General features: G+C 30.5%; 13 protein-coding genes. 2 read left to right on the forward strand and 11 right to left on the reverse strand.

Annotated elements, in window-relative coordinates; genetic code table 11:
* Positions 1 to 3 precede the first annotated feature (3 nt).
* From Q4512_RS13760 to thrA, 9 genes are all read right to left on the reverse strand, one after another.
* A complete protein-coding gene (locus Q4512_RS13760) occupies positions 4 to 1,080 on the reverse strand; it encodes an acyltransferase (protein WP_303425692.1) in 1,077 nt (358 codons plus the stop codon).
* 44 nt (positions 1,081 to 1,124) lie between these two features.
* A complete protein-coding gene (locus Q4512_RS13765) occupies positions 1,125 to 3,440 on the reverse strand; it encodes a chondroitinase-B domain-containing protein (RefSeq protein ID WP_303425693.1) in 2,316 nt (771 codons plus the stop codon).
* 27 nt (positions 3,441 to 3,467) lie between these two features.
* Complete coding sequence (locus tag Q4512_RS13770) at positions 3,468 to 4,238, reverse strand: SDR family NAD(P)-dependent oxidoreductase (protein WP_303425695.1); 771 nt, start codon at positions 4,236 to 4,238, stop codon at positions 3,468 to 3,470.
* A gap of 83 nt (positions 4,239 to 4,321) precedes the next feature.
* Positions 4,322 to 4,975 (reverse strand): YdcF family protein, encoded by a 654-nt coding sequence (locus Q4512_RS13775; RefSeq protein WP_303425696.1) that lies wholly within the window; start codon positions 4,973 to 4,975, stop codon positions 4,322 to 4,324.
* 59 nt (positions 4,976 to 5,034) lie between these two features.
* On the reverse strand, positions 5,035 to 5,472 hold the full coding sequence (locus tag Q4512_RS13780; RefSeq protein ID WP_303425698.1) for an RbsD/FucU family protein: 438 nt from the start codon (positions 5,470 to 5,472) through the stop codon (positions 5,035 to 5,037).
* A gap of 192 nt (positions 5,473 to 5,664) precedes the next feature.
* Positions 5,665 to 6,465: a DUF1853 family protein gene (locus Q4512_RS13785; protein WP_303425700.1), complete on the reverse strand. Its 801-nt coding sequence runs from the start codon at positions 6,463 to 6,465 to the stop codon at positions 5,665 to 5,667.
* Complete coding sequence (gene thrC, locus Q4512_RS13790; RefSeq protein WP_303425701.1) at positions 6,466 to 7,758, reverse strand: threonine synthase; 1,293 nt, start codon at positions 7,756 to 7,758, stop codon at positions 6,466 to 6,468.
* Positions 7,759 to 7,838: 80 nt separating this feature from the next.
* Positions 7,839 to 8,768 (reverse strand): homoserine kinase, encoded by a 930-nt coding sequence (locus tag Q4512_RS13795; RefSeq protein ID WP_303425702.1) that lies wholly within the window; start codon positions 8,766 to 8,768, stop codon positions 7,839 to 7,841.
* 51 nt (positions 8,769 to 8,819) lie between these two features.
* Positions 8,820 to 11,264, reverse strand: coding sequence for a bifunctional aspartate kinase/homoserine dehydrogenase I (gene thrA / locus Q4512_RS13800; RefSeq protein ID WP_303425704.1), 2,445 nt, complete (start codon positions 11,262 to 11,264; stop codon positions 8,820 to 8,822).
* 212 nt (positions 11,265 to 11,476) lie between these two features.
* On the opposite strand from thrA, the gene Q4512_RS13805 reads away from it, so the two are divergent.
* The gene (locus tag Q4512_RS13805) at positions 11,477 to 13,042 is read left to right on the forward strand and encodes an NAD(P)H-hydrate dehydratase (RefSeq protein ID WP_303425706.1); all 1,566 of its coding nucleotides are present in this window, start codon (positions 11,477 to 11,479) and stop codon (positions 13,040 to 13,042) included.
* A 74-nt stretch (positions 13,043 to 13,116) separates the two neighbouring features.
* Here Q4512_RS13805 and Q4512_RS13810 read toward each other — a convergent pair whose 3' ends face one another.
* Complete coding sequence (locus Q4512_RS13810; RefSeq protein WP_303425708.1) at positions 13,117 to 14,166, reverse strand: TlpA disulfide reductase family protein; 1,050 nt, start codon at positions 14,164 to 14,166, stop codon at positions 13,117 to 13,119.
* 120 nt (positions 14,167 to 14,286) lie between these two features.
* Here Q4512_RS13810 and hutH point away from each other — a divergent pair, with 120 nt between their 5' ends.
* Complete coding sequence (gene hutH, locus Q4512_RS13815; protein WP_303425709.1) at positions 14,287 to 15,813, forward strand: histidine ammonia-lyase; 1,527 nt, start codon at positions 14,287 to 14,289, stop codon at positions 15,811 to 15,813.
* Here the strand turns inward: hutH and Q4512_RS13820 are convergent.
* Complete coding sequence (locus Q4512_RS13820) at positions 15,810 to 16,196, reverse strand: hypothetical protein (RefSeq protein ID WP_303425710.1); 387 nt, start codon at positions 16,194 to 16,196, stop codon at positions 15,810 to 15,812. The genes hutH and Q4512_RS13820 overlap by 4 nt on opposite strands.
* Positions 16,197 to 16,215 lie beyond the last annotated feature (19 nt).

The following is a 16,215-nucleotide window of genomic DNA, read 5'->3' on the forward strand; positions in this document are numbered from 1 at the left end:
AAATTAATTAAGTGAAGAGATTTGCTTATTTACACTCCCTTTTTTTGTATTCAAGTTATTTATTTTTTTTCGTAATGGGGTTTCAATGTATTTATAACTAAAAGCAGCACTCACTATAAGAACAATAAGTGAGATATAAAAAACAAGCACTAAGTTGTCTATTTTTAAATAATAAAAGATACTGCTAATATATAAGTATACTGGTTTTTGAAGTATGTAAATACCATAACTTATTTCTCCTAAAAAAACGAGTGATTTTGTATTCGAAATTCTAGTTAACATACCTTTATTAGATGCTATTAAAAGTATTAATGGAACAAAAACAAATGCTAACATGCCATTGTGAAATATGATGCCAACGTTCTGTTTTAATAACAATACGGAGCATATTAGGATCACAATAATTAACCAATCGTAATTTCTTTTCTTTATTCCTTTAATAAAAAAAATACCCGCTAAGTTTCCAATTATAAACTCATTTAAATGCATTAGTGGAAAGTAAAAAATAAAATCATGCCCTTTAGATGGGTAGCCTTCATAAAATGAAGAATAGAATAATACATGAAGTATTATTTGACTAATTATAAAAAATAATAAAACAAGAATTGTTGTTTTTTTTAGCGTACATTTCTTGTAGAATTGATTAAATATTAAAGGGAAGGACAAATAGAAAAATAACTCCACAGCTAATGACCAGCCAGGTGTATTAAATGATAATGCATATCCAGGAAACCAACTTTGAACCATAAAAAGATTAGCTAATAAACCATAAAAATCTATTGATTTCCCTGCAATAATTAAATATAAAAATACGAGTATAATAGCTAGTAAATAAACGGGGTATATTCTTGCAAACCGCCTTTTAATATAATTTCGAAAATCTATCTTATTTTTATTCCCGTAAGCAATAATCATCACAAAACCAGAAAGAATAAAAAAGTAGCTTACACTAACATTAGATTGACTAAAAAGGTCTTTAACACTATCTAAATGAAAAGGAAATGCATTTTTTCCATAATGAAATACAAAAATGGAAATCGCAGCGATAAATCTAGTAAAAGTTAATTGTTCTAATCTCATGTTTGTTTTTTGCATACTATTATTAGTATCAATTATGTATTTTATTAATAAAGTATGTCCTGTTTTTGTTGCTCTACAACTTTTATCTCACCAGAATTAATACACTTATTATTACTATGATGGTTATTTTTAATTCCCCATAATATAGCGATAGATTTCACTAGATTATTTTGAAAAGTATTGTCCTTAATATGCACATTAATAATTCCTGTAGTCTTAATTAATATGTCACTTTTTTCCTTTTTGCCACAGGCAATAAACGTATTGTTGTTTATTATTAAGTTTCCACCAATAGTGGACTCGTCATAACCACCACGATAAAAATGAATCACATTCTGTTGTACGTTATTAAATTCACATGCATTAAATGTTACCATTTCGGCATTATAATCTCCTTTTATATCTGCTGCTAAAACAAAACCATTTTCACAATTCTGAATACTTGTATGGTTAAAATGAAGACGATCAGCAAAGGAACCCTTAGTCGCTTTTAAAGCATAATTAAACCCATTTATTATGCAATTATCTATGTTTAAATTATATGCGGAAGCCATATTTTTATCTAATGGAGCAAATGCCAATTGATTCTTTTGTCCTTGTAGAGAAATATTATTTAAATTTAAGTTTCCATTTGGATGCATTAGAAAAACAGGAGTGTTATCAGCTCCTTTAAAAATTAGTGGCACTTTATTAGTTCCTTTAGATTGAATAGTAATTTCCTTATCTATTTGAAGAGAATGATTAATAATATATTTCTCTTCATTATTTAATTCTATTATATCTCCAGAACTTGCTTGCGCTATTGTTTTTGCTAGATCTCCTTCTTTTGATGAAGCTGTAAAAGTTTTCGTTTTAGAAATTTCTTTTTCTTTGGAAAACCATTTAGGGCCGTATTTGCTTTTATCTATTTTAAATTTTTCAGCAGTTGCTAAATCATTAATTGCACCAATTTTACTTTTTTTAACTCTAGAAGCACCAAAAACATCCTCTTTAATTTTCGCAAAATTATAGCCATTAAAAACGGAGTCTAAGCTTTCGTTTTTTACTTCTGTAGGAACAAACAACCAATCGTTAAGTTGTTTTATTTTTATTTTTTTACTCTGAAGAATAGCATATTCGGTATAAGCAATACCATTATTATCAATGCTATTATTTTTAAATAAAATACCTTCCATATTATCATGATTTATAAAAGGAGTTTTATCTTCTTCAGTATTATAAATTAAATTATTTGCAATTGTAGAACGAATAGGAGGAGCAGAGCGAATTTCACTCTTAGGAAGCACATTGGCACTAGCTATGTTTTGACCAACACCTATTTGAATTGGCGATTTACAATCTACCCAAGTATTGTGAGCAACCACAATATCTGTAACTTGTTTGTATCTATTTAATGGGGTCATAGGAATTCCATTCATTATGGCTAGCGGGCTTCTAAATGCTTGACCTTTTATCTTATAGAAATAGTTATTTGTAATCCAATGTCCAGTATTTATTGCTCGAATTCCTCCATAAAAATTAGAATCATCACCTCCAATAAAAATATTAGCATTTACTGTTGCATAACTGCCATGACGTAAAACTAGAGAGCCTTCACATTTGTAAAAAATATTGTTTGTATACGAGTTGAAATTGGTTTTATCTGAGATGATTTCTACTTCACCATTACAAGCATCAAAATAATTGTTTGATACATTTACATAGCCAGGAGAAACGCGAGTTTTACTATCACCAACTCGAATTGTTTCTGCTCTTGGACCACCTTTTCTTGGTCTAGGGCCAAAATAATTATTTACAATTTGGTGGTTTGTATTAATATGTTGATTTCCTGTAAAAAAGACTCTTAATGTTTCACCATCATTCGACTTTCCAGAAATATAACAATGATCTAAAGTGTTGTTTTTACCGTAGAACTCAATCCATCTATCGTTTGTAGATCGATTAGGTTTAGTAAAATCTTTAATAACAGTATTCGTTACTCTTGTATTAAAAGCTACGCTATCTTCATTTATTTTAAAACGAATGATACTTTCTGGAGCATAACCATTTTTAAAATACAAACCATCTACAATTAAATGTTGTCCTCCTAAATGCAGAAAAGATTGTCCTTCAAGAATTACTTTCCCAGGGGTTTCGGCACGAAGTGTAATTGGTTTTTCTTTCGTCCCGTTTCCGTAAAAATGAATAGCTGCATTTTTCCAAACACCATTTTTTAAGACGATTTCATCACCAGCAATAGCAGAATTTATCGCTTTTTCAAGTGTATTAAAATCGGTTACAAGATTTTTTTTTGTTTTTAAATCTGAATTACAAGCAAATAAAAATAAAGTGATAAATGTAAGTTGTATGATGTTTTTCATTGAAAATATTTTTAAAGTATCCTATTATTAACGTGCCATCCAACCTCCATCAATAAGAAGAATACTTCCGTGCATGTATTTGGAAGCCTCAGAACATAAAAACACGATTGGTCCAGCAAAATCTTCAGGATTCCCCCAACGTGCTGCAGGAATTCTAGTAAGTATCGCCTCAGAACGTATGCTGTCTTTTCTTAATGCTTGGGTATTATCGGTACTAATATAACCGGGGGCTATAGCATTAACATGCACACCACTTTTTGCCCATTCATTTGCAAAGGCTTTTGTAATTTGTCCAATAGCACCTTTACTTGCAGCATAACCAGGAACTGTAATTCCACCTTGAAAAGTAAGTAATGAAGCAGTGAAAACAATTTTACCTGTACCTCTTTTAACCATGTCTTTACCAATTTCTCTAGTAAGAATAAATGGTGCTGTTTGGTTAACCTCAATCACTTCATCCCAAATTGCATCTGTATGTTGTGAAGCAGGTGCTCGTTTTATAGTTCCAGCATTATTTACTAAAATATCTATAATAGGAAAGTCTTTTTTTACTTCTGTAATGAATGTATTTAATGCATTACGATTACTAAAATCACAACTATATGCTTTAAATGTACGGCCTAATTTTAGTACTGCTTTTTCAATCTCACTTCCAGAGGTTTCTAAACTTGCACTAACACCAATAATATTTGCTCCAGCTTCGGCCAAAGCAATCGCCATTGCCATACCAATACCTCTTTTGCAACCAGTAACTAATGCTACTTTTCCATCTAATTTAAATTGATTTAATACATTCATGAAAATAAAAATTTTGTTGGTTTTATTATTCCAACACAAAGGAGTTTTTTTAATATTATGTCACTTAATTAAGAGATAAAATGTTAAGGGTCTAAAGGACTATTGGACCTTTTAAATACTTCTTGACTTGGTATAAAACTTGTTTTGTAAAGCGATAAAAAACGAAATTTACCAACCTTATAACCTAATGTTTTTTTACTAGAACTTTGATACGTAGATATGGCTTGAGCGCCAAAATAAAAATTTTGACCAAATGAAGTAATAATTAAAGCTCTTTCTAGATTATGTTTTAACATAAATCTACCACAATTTCTCATATTGGTTACAGACGTTCTTGCATAAGGATCTAAAGCAATTTGGTTTTCGTTAAGATTAAACTTTGACATTAATACTTGTTTCATTCCGTAAGCTTCATTGTTTGGAGTTTGTGGTGGTCTTACATTTCCTCCAGAAACCATAATTAGTGGTACACCAAATTTTCGCATTGCTTTTATTGCTCTTCCAAGTCGTTTAATCTCTTGTTTGTTGGTTCCTTCCGGTTCTGTTATATTTCTAGGTGTAAAACCAGGAACAATAATCATTTGATATTTTAGCTTTTTTATATGTTCAATATTGTTTTGAATAGCTAGACTTACAGCAGTATTTTCTGTTGTAATATTTATAGCAACATTACCTTCAAAAGCAACATTGGGATTTGCATATGCATATAAATTAGGTTTAATAGGAGTGATTATCATGTTTTTATACTTTCAAATTTAAAAGAACTACTAGTTGTTTTTTTATATTATTTAAGTTGCTAAAAATTACTTTCTTCAGTCATTTTAACGACTCCAACTGTTAGTATCAAATTAGCAAAACGACGCTGTTCTCCAGTTTGAATAATTAATGTAGTATTTGGGTCTCTTATCTTATCATAAAAAGACCAACGCTCAATAATATCCCAGGTTACATCGTCTCCCAATAAATTTTTATATGCATCGTGAATTTCGGCATTTGCTTCTGCTGGTTTTTCCATAACAATTGCACCTTGAACTGGGCATACTTGTAATATACCATCAAGTACTGTTAGCGCGTCTAATAATCCAGGACGAAAGTTAAGGTGTACAGTAGTAGAATTTGGACCTGTCATGGCGCCAACTGGTAAATTTCCATCTGCGATAACTACTTGTGCAAAATGCCCTGAACGGGCAAGTACTTCCATTATTGTTGGGTGTATTACAGGAGTTTTTAACATAAACTTATCTTTGAAATATAATTAAAAATAGAATGAATTACTGAATTAAATTTATTGTCATACTTTTTATAGTATTGACTTCATGATTCATGGTAGGAATCGTTTAAGTTCGAAGTTCGTCATTTTTATTGAGATAGTCAAACTTATATATTCATTGTATAATGAGATTACTTTATTTTTCCTCTTAGCATGCTACCACCAAACTACAAAACATTTTTCGGTTTTAGCATTTGGTTTTTTTAACCAACATAAAGGAGCTTTTTCTTGTTTTAAAAATGGTGTTAATTCTTTTAGAAAAGTATGGTAATCTTGCCAGAAATTATGTGTTGGTATATCGGTAAGCCAATCTCTTTTTTCTGGAATATAAAATTGATAATCAGTAAATTGATCAAGTTCATTTTTTCTAATGTAAAAACCTTTTACACAATTAGAGTTTATAGTTTTAAAAGAGACATCTTGCTTATTGTATGGTAAAAATAATTGCGCTTTAAAGCATACTTTTTGAAGTACTTCTTCAACATGTAAATCTAGTTTTTCAATGGTCGCTTTTGTGCAACTATTATAGAGTAGTGGTAGTTGCTTTTGGGTTAGCTTACTAAGTTTTAGTATAAGACTATCTTTTCTGTTTGGTCCAATCCAATGATCAATTTCTTTTGTACCAACAGTTGCATCATACAAATAAAATTTATAAACTATTTCTAAATGAATAGGTTGATTATTTTGCTTTAAAAGACAATCTATTTCACCTATAGTTATTTTTCTATCTTGTATTTGAAGGTTTTCAGCAAGAATTGAAATAGAAGAATCTTGCTGTAATTGATGACTAACAAAACGTTCTACTAGTTTACCAAGACGTAATTTAGGATTGTTTTTAGTAAAACAATTAGAAATAGAATTACCAATTTCTAATTGTTCTATTTTAATTTCTGAAGGATTTAACCACAAATTTGGAGTATTTAAAAAACCCAAATATTGCAAGTTTATATCGTTCATTTATTGTAATAAAAAGTTCTTTAAATCTTCGTAAGTACTAATTTTATTAGCTTCTTTTGTTTTACCCATCACTGCTTGAATTTGTTCTGGCAATGCTTGCTTTTGAGGAATAACTTCTTCTACAACATCTAAAAACTTAGTTGGGTGTGCAGTTTCTAAAAACACACAATGTGCATTTGGGTTTTCTTGTAAATACGATTTACAACCTAAATAGCCAACTGCTCCATGCGGATCTGCAACATAATTATAATTGTTATATATTTCTAACATGGCTTCTTTAGTTACAGCATCTGAAAAACTAAAAGAAGACAAGTTGTTTTTTAAACTCTCAAAGTTATTTTTATAGATTTCTTGAATTCGAATAAAATTACTTGGGTTACCAACATCCATTGCGTTACTAATAGTTTGTACAGACGCTTTTGGATTATATTCTTCGGTTTTTAGATAGTTTGTAACTACGTTATTTTCGTTATTAGAAGCAATAAAGTGTTTAATTGGTAAACCTAATTGTTGTGCCATCATACCAGCGCAAACATTTCCAAAATTCCCACTAGGAACAGAAAAAACAATGTCTTTATGTGTTTTATGTAATTGCTTATATGCAAACATAAAATAGAAAAGTTGTGGTAACCAACGTGCTACATTAATAGAATTTGCTGAAGTTAGTTGCATTGTACTCGTTAAAGTATCGTCTAGAAAAGCACGTTTAACCATATCTTGACAATCGTCAAAAACACCATCTACTTCTAACGCTTTAATGTTTTGACCTAAAGTTGTTAATTGTTTTTCTTGAATATCACTTACTTTTCCTGAAGGATATAATATTACTACATTAACGCCTTTTACACCAAGAAAACCATTAGCAACAGCTCCACCGGTATCACCAGAAGTAGCTACTAAAACAGTTACTTCGTTGGTGTTATTTTGATTAAAATAGCCTAAACATCTAGCCATAAATCTAGCTCCAACATCTTTAAAAGCCATGGTAGGACCATGAAAAAGTTCTAAAGTAGAAATATGATCATTTAATTGTATTACAGGAAAATCAAAAGAAAGTGTTTCTTCTACAATCGTTTTTAAAATGTCTTCCGGAATTTCTGGCGAAACAAACTGTTTAATGGCTTGGAAAGCAATTTCAGAATAGGATAGGTTATCTATATTATCAAAAAAAGATTTTGGTAAAGGTGTGATGCTTTCTGGAAAGTATAATCCTTTATCTGGAGCTAATCCTTTTATAACTGCATCTTTAAAAGATGTGTTAGGTGCTTTATGGTTTAAACTGTAGTAATTCATGTTTATTTTCCGCGAAAGCGGTAATCTTTTAATTATTGTATTTTTTATAATACTTCGACAAGCGTAGTGTAATTTTTTTATTATTTACTTTCTATAATTTTAATTCCTTCTGCGTTAATTTTGGAAGTGAATGTATAGAATTGTATTCCTGTTTTAGTATATACTTCTTGTATTGCTTTTTCTACTTTTTTTGCTGTTTCTATGTCTTTAGATAAAGAAAAAATAGAAGGACCAGAACCTGAAATACCACTTCCTAAAGCGCCGTTTTTAATTGCAGCTTCTTTTACATCAGCATAATACGGGATTAATTTGCTTCTAAAAGGTTCGACAATTACATCTTGTAACGATTCTCCTAATAAATTATAATCATTGGTATGTAATGCATGTACCAAACTACCAACATTAGACCACTGCGTAATAGCATCTTGCATAGGCACATTTTTTGGTAAAATATTTCTAGCATCTGCAGTTTTTACTTCTATTTGTGGATGAATTAACGTTGCATATAGATTAGATGGAGTAGGTAGTTCTAGTATTTTTAATGGCTGATTACTTTTTACTAAAGTGAATCCGCCAAAAATTCCAGGAGCAATATTATCTGCATGTTCACTGCCACTTGCTACAGCTTCACCTTTCATAGCAAAGTTTGATAATTGGGTTTTGTTATATGGTTTTGCTAGTAGTTCGTTAATAGCAAAAACGGCTCCTGAAGCACTAGCAGAACTACTCCCAATACCACTTCCTGGTTTAATTTTTTTATAGATTTCGATTTCAAATCCGAATTCCGGATTAGCATCCTCATAAATTGCTAAAGCAGCAACTCCAGCAACATTTTTTTTTGTTTCTAAAGGCAAATCAAAACCATCAATTTTAGTGATTTTAATACCTTTTTCAACAGTTTTTCTAATAATCATTTCATCACCAACGGTGTCTAAACAAAAGCCTAACACATCAAATCCACAAGATACATTGGCAACCGTTGCTGGTGAGAATATTTTTATTTCGTTCATTTATAATTTCGTTTGCGTAAGCACAGCTTACTGCTACTAAATACTGTAAACTTATTTGTTTGCAATTTGAATAATATCTGCGAATAAACCAGAAGCAGTAACATCTGCTCCAGCACCAGCACCTTTAACAATTAAAGGTTGTTCTGGATAACGCTGTGTATAAAACATAACAATATTATCTTTTCCTTCTAGGTTATAAAAGGGATGACCTACCGGAATTTCTTTTAAACCAACTTTTGCTTTTCCATTATTATATTCTGCAACGTATTTTAACTGACAGTTATTTGCTTTTGCAGAAGCGTATAGTTTTTGAAAATGAGCTTCATCTGCCTTTAATGTTTCGTAAAAATCATCAACAGAATCACTTTCTAAATTTGCTTTGGTTAAAAAGGAATCATTTTTAATATCATCAATTTCTATTGAGCCACCATTTTCACGAGCGAGAATTAATATTTTTCTTGCTACATCAATTCCGCTTAAATCTATTCTAGGATCTGGTTCTGTATAGCCTTCAAATTGTGCTTGTTTTACTGTGTCATGAAAATTTCTTTTATCACTAAAGTTATTAAACACAAAATTTAGACTACCTGATAAAACAGCTTGAATACTGGTTACTTTATCTCCAGAAGCGATTAAGTTTTTTAAGGTGTTAATAATAGGTAATCCTGCACCAACATTAGTTTCGTATAAAAAAGGGGCATTGTATTTTAGTGATAAATTTTGTAGGTTTTTATAGCTTTCTAAAGTACTAGAACAAGCAATTTTGTTACAGGCGACTACAGCAATACTATTTTTAAGATAGTCTGCATAAAGTTTAGAAACCGCTTCGTTTGCAGTGATATCAACAAAAATACTATTACGTAGATTAAGTGCAATTACTTTATTTAAAAAGCCTTGTAAGCTTGATGCATCTGCATGATGAAATTGTGCAGCCCAATTGTTTAAATCGAGGCCTTTTTCATTAAAAATCATTTTTCTAGAATTAGCCATCCCAACAATTCGAACATCAATTTTAAGATTCTTTTTTAAATAAGCATGTTGCTGTTGTATTTGGTCTATTAGTTTTTCGCCAACATTTCCAACTCCAGTAATAAATACATTAAGCTGTTTTGTGTTTTCTTCAAAAAAACGTTCATGTAAAGTATTTAAAGCTTTCTTAACATCTTTGTCTGCAATTACTGCAGAGATGTTTTTTTCGGAAGCTCCTTGCGCAATCGCTCTAATATTTATATTGTTTTTACCAAGTGTACTAAACATTTTTCCGCTAATACCTTGATGACTTTTCATATTATCACCAACAAGAGCAATTATAGATAAATCTTTTTCTAAAATTAAAGGCTCTATTTTATGAAGGGATATTTCGTTTTCAAAAGTTGTATCTATTGCTTCTTTTGCAACTTCAGCATCTTTGGTTTCAATACCTAAACAAATAGAATGTTCTGAGGACGCTTGCGTAATTAATACAATGTTTATTTTTTCTTGAGCTAAAGTTTCAAACAAACGTTTAGAAAAACCAGGTATACCAATCATTCCACTTCCTTCTAGTGTAAGTAAAGCGATATTACTAATATGACTGATTCCTTTTATTGGTGATTTTCCAGTAGATTCATTTTTAGAAATAATAGTTCCAACTTCTTCTGGTTTCAAGGTGTTTTTTATATGAATAGGAATATCTAAATTTAAAACAGGTTGCACCGTTGGAGGATATAGTACTTTTGCACCAAAATGGGATAACTCCATAGCTTCTTGATACGAAATTTCATCGATAGGAAAAGCTTGTTTAACCAATTTAGGATTAGCGGTAAACATACCACTAACGTCTGTCCAGATTTCTAATTGTTTTACTTGTAAAGCAGCTGCAATTATTGCAGCAGTAAAATCGGAGCCACCACGACCTAGTGTTGTAATTTCTCCAAGTTTCGATTTAGAGACAAAACCGGGTAGTATGGTTATTTTTTGATTTGCTTTATTAAAATAGTCTTTTATATTTTGGTTGGTTGCATCATATTCTACTTCAGCTTTTGTGAAATTAGAATTGGTAACCACTAATTCTTGGCTATTTTTTACTTCTGCATTAATACTTCTGCTTTTTAAAGTTTCGGCAATAATAAAAGAAGACAATAACTCACCAAAACTTACTAGTTTGTCCGATGTTTTAGGGGATAATTCATTAATTAAATAGATACCATCTAGTAAGCTTTTTAAATCTTCCAACATACTCTCCACTTTGCTTAAAACAACTTTGTTTTGCTTTGGAATTAATTCTGAAATAATATTAAAATGCGTTTTTTGAATTGCCTCAAACTCCTTTACATACGTTTGGTCTTTATTGTTTGCTAATGCTCCAGCTTTTAATAGTCTATCTGTAATACCTCCAACAGCAGAAACTACACATATTATAGCATCACTTTTAGAATAATCTTCTAAAATGCTAATCACTTTGTTTATGTTTTTTGAGGTTCCTACAGAAGTCCCTCCAAATTTTAATACTTTCATTGATTTCTACTTAATTATATAAGTTTTAATATACGTTTCAAAAGTATTACATTTACTTCTAAAAAAATATTAAAACAGTATTTTTGAGGAATTAGTAAAATAAGTTCCATATTATTAATAAAAATGAAACATTCCTGATAATACTGAAGTTTGATGAAGAATGATTAAAGGAATATAATCAGGACAAAAATAAAAGCAATAAGAATTAACAAATGAAAATATTTTCGAAAGAACAAATCTACGAAGGAGACAAATTAACAGCCGAAAAACAAGGGATTAATTCTACAGATTTAATGGAGCGTGCTGCAACCCAAATTTTTAATTGGATGCACATGCGAATGCAAGGAGCACAAGTACCAATTCATGTATTTTGTGGTATAGGTAATAATGGAGGTGATGGGTTAGTTTTAGCTAGACACTTGATTACACATGGTTATAATGTAAAAATGTATGTAATTAATTGTAGTGATACAAGATCTAAAGATTTTTTAATTAATTATGATAGAATAAAAAATGTCACTAAATCTTGGCCTATATTAATGACGAATTCCGATGAGTTACCAGAAATACATTCGGATGATATTATTGTAGATGCCATTTTTGGTATAGGTTTAAACAGACCAGTTGTAGATTGGGTAAAAGTTTTATTTCAACATTTTAAAGCTTCTAAAGCATTTACGCTATCTATAGATTTACCTTCTGGAATGTTTCCGGATAAGGTTCCAGATAATGAAAATGATGTAGTTTGGGCAAATTATACTTTAAGTTTTCAGACTCCAAAATTAATATTCTTTTTACCAGAAACTGAAAAATATACAGTACAATGGGAAGTGTTAGATATTGGTATTGATCCAGAATTTTTGCACACAACAGATACCGTTTACGAGTTGATTGGAAAAATGGAAATGCTACCTCTATATAAGCCTCGCAAAAAGTATTCTAATAAAGGCACTTATGGTCATGCTTTAATTGTAGGAGGGAGTTATGGTAAAATTGGAGCAGTTACACTTGCAAGTAGAGCTGCTTTATCTTCTGGAGTTGGATTAGTTACAACGTATATACCTAAATGTGGATATACTGTTTTACAGTCTTCTTTTCCCGAAGCTATGGTAATTACAGATACAAATGAAGAAATTATTACCAATATTAAATTTGAAATAAAACCAAATGTAATAGCTTTTGGTGTTGGAGTAGGAACTGCTACAAAAACGATAACTGCTTTTGAAAACTTTTTAAAAGCAAATAAAACACCGTTAGTAATTGATGCAGATGGAATTAATATTCTTGCCAAAAAGAAAGCGCTACTAAAATTATTACCAGAGCTAACCGTTTTAACACCACACCCTAAAGAGTTGGAGCGTTTGGTTGGTGTTTGGAAAGACGATTTTGATAAGTTAGAAAAAGCGAAAGCGTTATCTAAAAAATACAACCTTATTATTGTAATAAAAGGAGCGAACACGATTACTGTTTTTCAAGATAAAGGATATGTAAATACTACTGGGAATCCTGGTTTAGCTACTGCAGGAACAGGAGATGTGCTTACTGGAATTATAACCGGGTTAATAGCACAAGGATATGAATCACTTTCTGCTACGCTTTTCGGAATTTATCTGCATGGAAAATCTGCAGATATCGCAATAGAAGATTATGGTTATCAAAGTTTAATTGCTAGCCATGTTATTGAAACTATAGGTGAAGCATATATCGATTTATTTAAACAGCCAGAACCACCGCAAGTAGAAGAGGAAGCCGAAGAAAATAAAACACAGAAAAAATAATATAATTTATTTATAAAAAAAAGCCACTCTAAAGAATGACTTAACAAAGTTAAACAGAGTGGCTTTTTTTTATACTATAAATCTAAAGAAGCGAAAAGCTTATTAAATTTTGGACTAGATGGTCTTGGTGCATCCGCATTAACTACAACACCATTAGGATCTATTAAAATAAATCTAGGAATACTATTTACTTTATATGCAGCTATAAAATCAGATTTCCAATTTTTATCTGAAAACAACTGAATTCCGCCCATTTCTTTTTCGGTTATCATTTTCTTCCAACCCTCTTTCGAAGCTTCAAAAGATCTGTTTTTATAACCTCTTCCGTTATCGACAGAAATACTAACAAAAGAAACTTTTTTACCGTGATATTCTTTTTCTGCTTCTTTTAGAGCAGGAAGTTCAGCTAAACACGGTCCACACCATGTTGCCCAAATGTCTATATATACATAATTACCTTTTAAATCTGCTAAAGAAGTGGTTCCTCCTGCAAAATTTTCATAGTCTTTAAAAGTAGCAGATGGTTGACCAATATAGCTAGCAAATTGTTTTGCACGTTCTACTTCTCTTTCTTTATTCTTAACAAAATAGCCTAACATTTTTTCCTCAAATCCATCTACATCCTCTTTTTCTGTAGTATATAAAGAAGGTTCAATATCTTTGTTTTGCTCTAAAAACTCAGCTCTTTTTTTGTTGATTTCTGTAATATTTTTTTTAAAATCGGCTTCTTCAAAATCAAAAAGGCTAGGAGGAAAAAGGGTTTCTTCCATTAATGCTTTTTTAGCTAAATAATTATTTGTTTTATCTCCAATTCCGGAATAAGCAATAGTTTCATCAAACATTTTTGTGTCTAATGTCATGTTAAGATCATATCCATTTTGTAGGTAAAGATTCGAACTTTCTCCGCCATCATAAAAATTATATATTCCTGCATCTACTTTTAAAGTGTCGCTAAAAGTACCATCTTGGTTAACTTTAATCGTTTTAGAATATGTTTGGGTTCTTAAAACAATAGAATCACTATTTTTGTCTATAATTTTTCCAGAAAAAGTAACATAATTTTTAGCTTCTTCTTTACAAGCAATCATGCTTAAAGCGCATATTGCAATCCATAATTTTCTCATTATTTGTGTTTTATTTCTTCAAAAATAGTAATAATATTTTATTAAACCCTTTAATTAATTATTAACAATAGTTGCATAACTAGTTTTGAATTATCATTTTTGATTTACTTAAAACATATCATGAGCAATTACCATTATATATCTTCTGAAAAACTTGACATTGTAACGATTTACAATATTTTTAACGATAATAAAAAGCTAAAACTTTCAGAAGAATCTGTAAACAAAATAAAAGCTTGTAAAAAATATTTAGATACAAAATTAAGTGAAGCAGAAAAACCATTTTATGGTATAAACACTGGTTTTGGCTCTTTATATAATGTAGAAATATCAAAAAAAGACTTAACTAAATTGCAAGAAAATTTAGTAATGTCACATGCTTGTGGAACAGGAGAACGTGTTCCGGAAAGTGTTGTAAAAGTGATGTTGCTTTTAAAAATACAATCTTTAAGTTATGGGCATAGTGGTGTGCAGTTAGAAACGGTAAACCGATTGATAGACTTTTTTAATAATGATGTTTTTCCTTTTGTTTTTACCCAAGGTTCTTTAGGAGCTTCAGGTGATTTAGCTCCATTAGCACATTTGGCTTTACCATTAATTGGAAAAGGAAAGGTGGTACATGATAAGCAAGAAAGAAATGCAAGTACTATACTTAAAAAGTTTGGTTGGGAACCTATAAAATTAGAAGCTAAAGAAGGTTTGGCTCTTTTAAACGGAACGCAGTTTATGAGTGCTTATGGGGTTTACCTTTTATTGATGTCGCATAAAACATCATATTTAGCAGATGTAATTGCAAGTATTTCACTGGATGCTTTTGATGGTAGATTAGAACCATTTCATGATTTAGTACATCAAGTCCGTCCACATCCTGGACAGCTAAAAGTAGCACGACGTTTTAATGAATTTTTAAAAGGAAGTGAAATTATTATAAGAGAAAAACAACATGTACAAGATCCATATTCTTTTCGTTGTATACCTCAAGTGCATGGAGCAACAAAAGATACTTTAGATTTTGTGGAACGCGTTATTTTAACCGAAATTAATTCGGTTACCGATAATCCTAATATTTTTCCGGAAGAAGATTTAATTATTTCTGGTGGAAATTTTCATGGGCAACCTTTAGCTTTAGCATTGGATTATTTGAAAATTGCAATGGCAGAAATTGGTAATATTTCGGAGCGTCGTGTGTTTCAATTAGTTTCTGGTTTACGAGGATTACCTGCTTTCTTAGTAGATAATCCAGGTTTAAACTCTGGTTTTATGATTCCGCAATATACCGCAGCAAGTATTGTTAGTGCTAACAAGCAATTGGCAACTCCTGCAAGTGTAGATAGTATTGTTTCTAGTAATGGCCAAGAAGACCATGTTAGTATGGGGGCAAATGCTGCAACGCAAGCATATCGTTTAATTAGAAATGTGGAACGTGTAATTGCTATTGAATTAATGAATGCTAGTCAAGCAATTGCATTTAGAAACCCATTAAAAACCTCTCCATTTTTAGAATCCTTTTTAGAACTTTACAGAAAAGAAGTTTCGTTTGTTAAAAAAGATCGCGTATTACATGATGATATTGAAGCCTCTATTGATTTTTTAGGTGCTATTGATATAGAAATAGAGGAGTTGTTTTTAAATAATTATGGTGTTTAAATTTTCTTCGATTTTGAACAAAGTGTATTTGCCCAAGAAATAGCTTCATCTAGTTCTTTAAACATCTCGAAAGGTTTATCGAAAAAAAGTTTTTCTATTAAAGCGTTACTCATATCAATTTCTTTTTCAGAAACGACAGCAAAACCAATAAGGTTTTTAATTTTTTTTGTTTCAAAATATACAGCTGGATTAACAGCATAAGAGTTTACACGATTGGTGATGTAAACAAATTCTTGATCGGAATAAAAGGTCTCAGTTAGTTTTATTAGTTTTTGATTATCTTCTACAGTAACAGTTTCTCCTTGGTTTATTTCCATGATGAGATAATTTTCAAAAATACTAACGAAGCCTATTCCTAAATCTATGTGTGTAGTTTTTGTCATTAGTTAACTTTAAGAGGAT

Source organism: Oceanihabitans sp. 2_MG-2023 (genome assembly GCF_030547245.1).
Classification (GTDB): domain Bacteria; phylum Bacteroidota; class Bacteroidia; order Flavobacteriales; family Flavobacteriaceae; genus Oceanihabitans.

Excerpts from the sequence above, each read along its gene's own strand:
- thrC (WP_303425701.1), bottom strand. The coding sequence starts at position 7,758 with ATGAATTACTACAGTTTAAACCATAAAGCACCTAACACATCTTTTAAA.
- thrA (WP_303425704.1), bottom strand. The coding sequence starts at position 11,264 with ATGAAAGTATTAAAATTTGGAGGGACTTCTGTAGGAACCTCAAAAAAC.
- Q4512_RS13820 (WP_303425710.1), bottom strand. The coding sequence starts at position 16,196 with ATGACAAAAACTACACACATAGATTTAGGAATAGGCTTCGTTAGTATT.
- Q4512_RS13765 (WP_303425693.1), bottom strand. The coding sequence starts at position 3,440 with ATGAAAAACATCATACAACTTACATTTATCACTTTATTTTTATTTGCT.
- Q4512_RS13810 (WP_303425708.1), bottom strand. The coding sequence starts at position 14,166 with ATGAGAAAATTATGGATTGCAATATGCGCTTTAAGCATGATTGCTTGT.
- Q4512_RS13760 (WP_303425692.1), bottom strand. The coding sequence starts at position 1,080 with ATGAGATTAGAACAATTAACTTTTACTAGATTTATCGCTGCGATTTCC.
- hutH (WP_303425709.1), top strand. The coding sequence starts at position 14,287 with ATGAGCAATTACCATTATATATCTTCTGAAAAACTTGACATTGTAACG.
- Q4512_RS13805 (WP_303425706.1), top strand. The coding sequence starts at position 11,477 with ATGAAAATATTTTCGAAAGAACAAATCTACGAAGGAGACAAATTAACA.
- Q4512_RS13775 (WP_303425696.1), bottom strand. The coding sequence starts at position 4,975 with ATGATAATCACTCCTATTAAACCTAATTTATATGCATATGCAAATCCC.
- Q4512_RS13795 (WP_303425702.1), bottom strand. The coding sequence starts at position 8,768 with ATGAACGAAATAAAAATATTCTCACCAGCAACGGTTGCCAATGTATCT.
- Q4512_RS13785 (WP_303425700.1), bottom strand. The coding sequence starts at position 6,465 with ATGAACGATATAAACTTGCAATATTTGGGTTTTTTAAATACTCCAAAT.
- Q4512_RS13780 (WP_303425698.1), bottom strand. The coding sequence starts at position 5,472 with ATGTTAAAAACTCCTGTAATACACCCAACAATAATGGAAGTACTTGCC.
- Q4512_RS13770 (WP_303425695.1), bottom strand. The coding sequence starts at position 4,238 with ATGAATGTATTAAATCAATTTAAATTAGATGGAAAAGTAGCATTAGTT.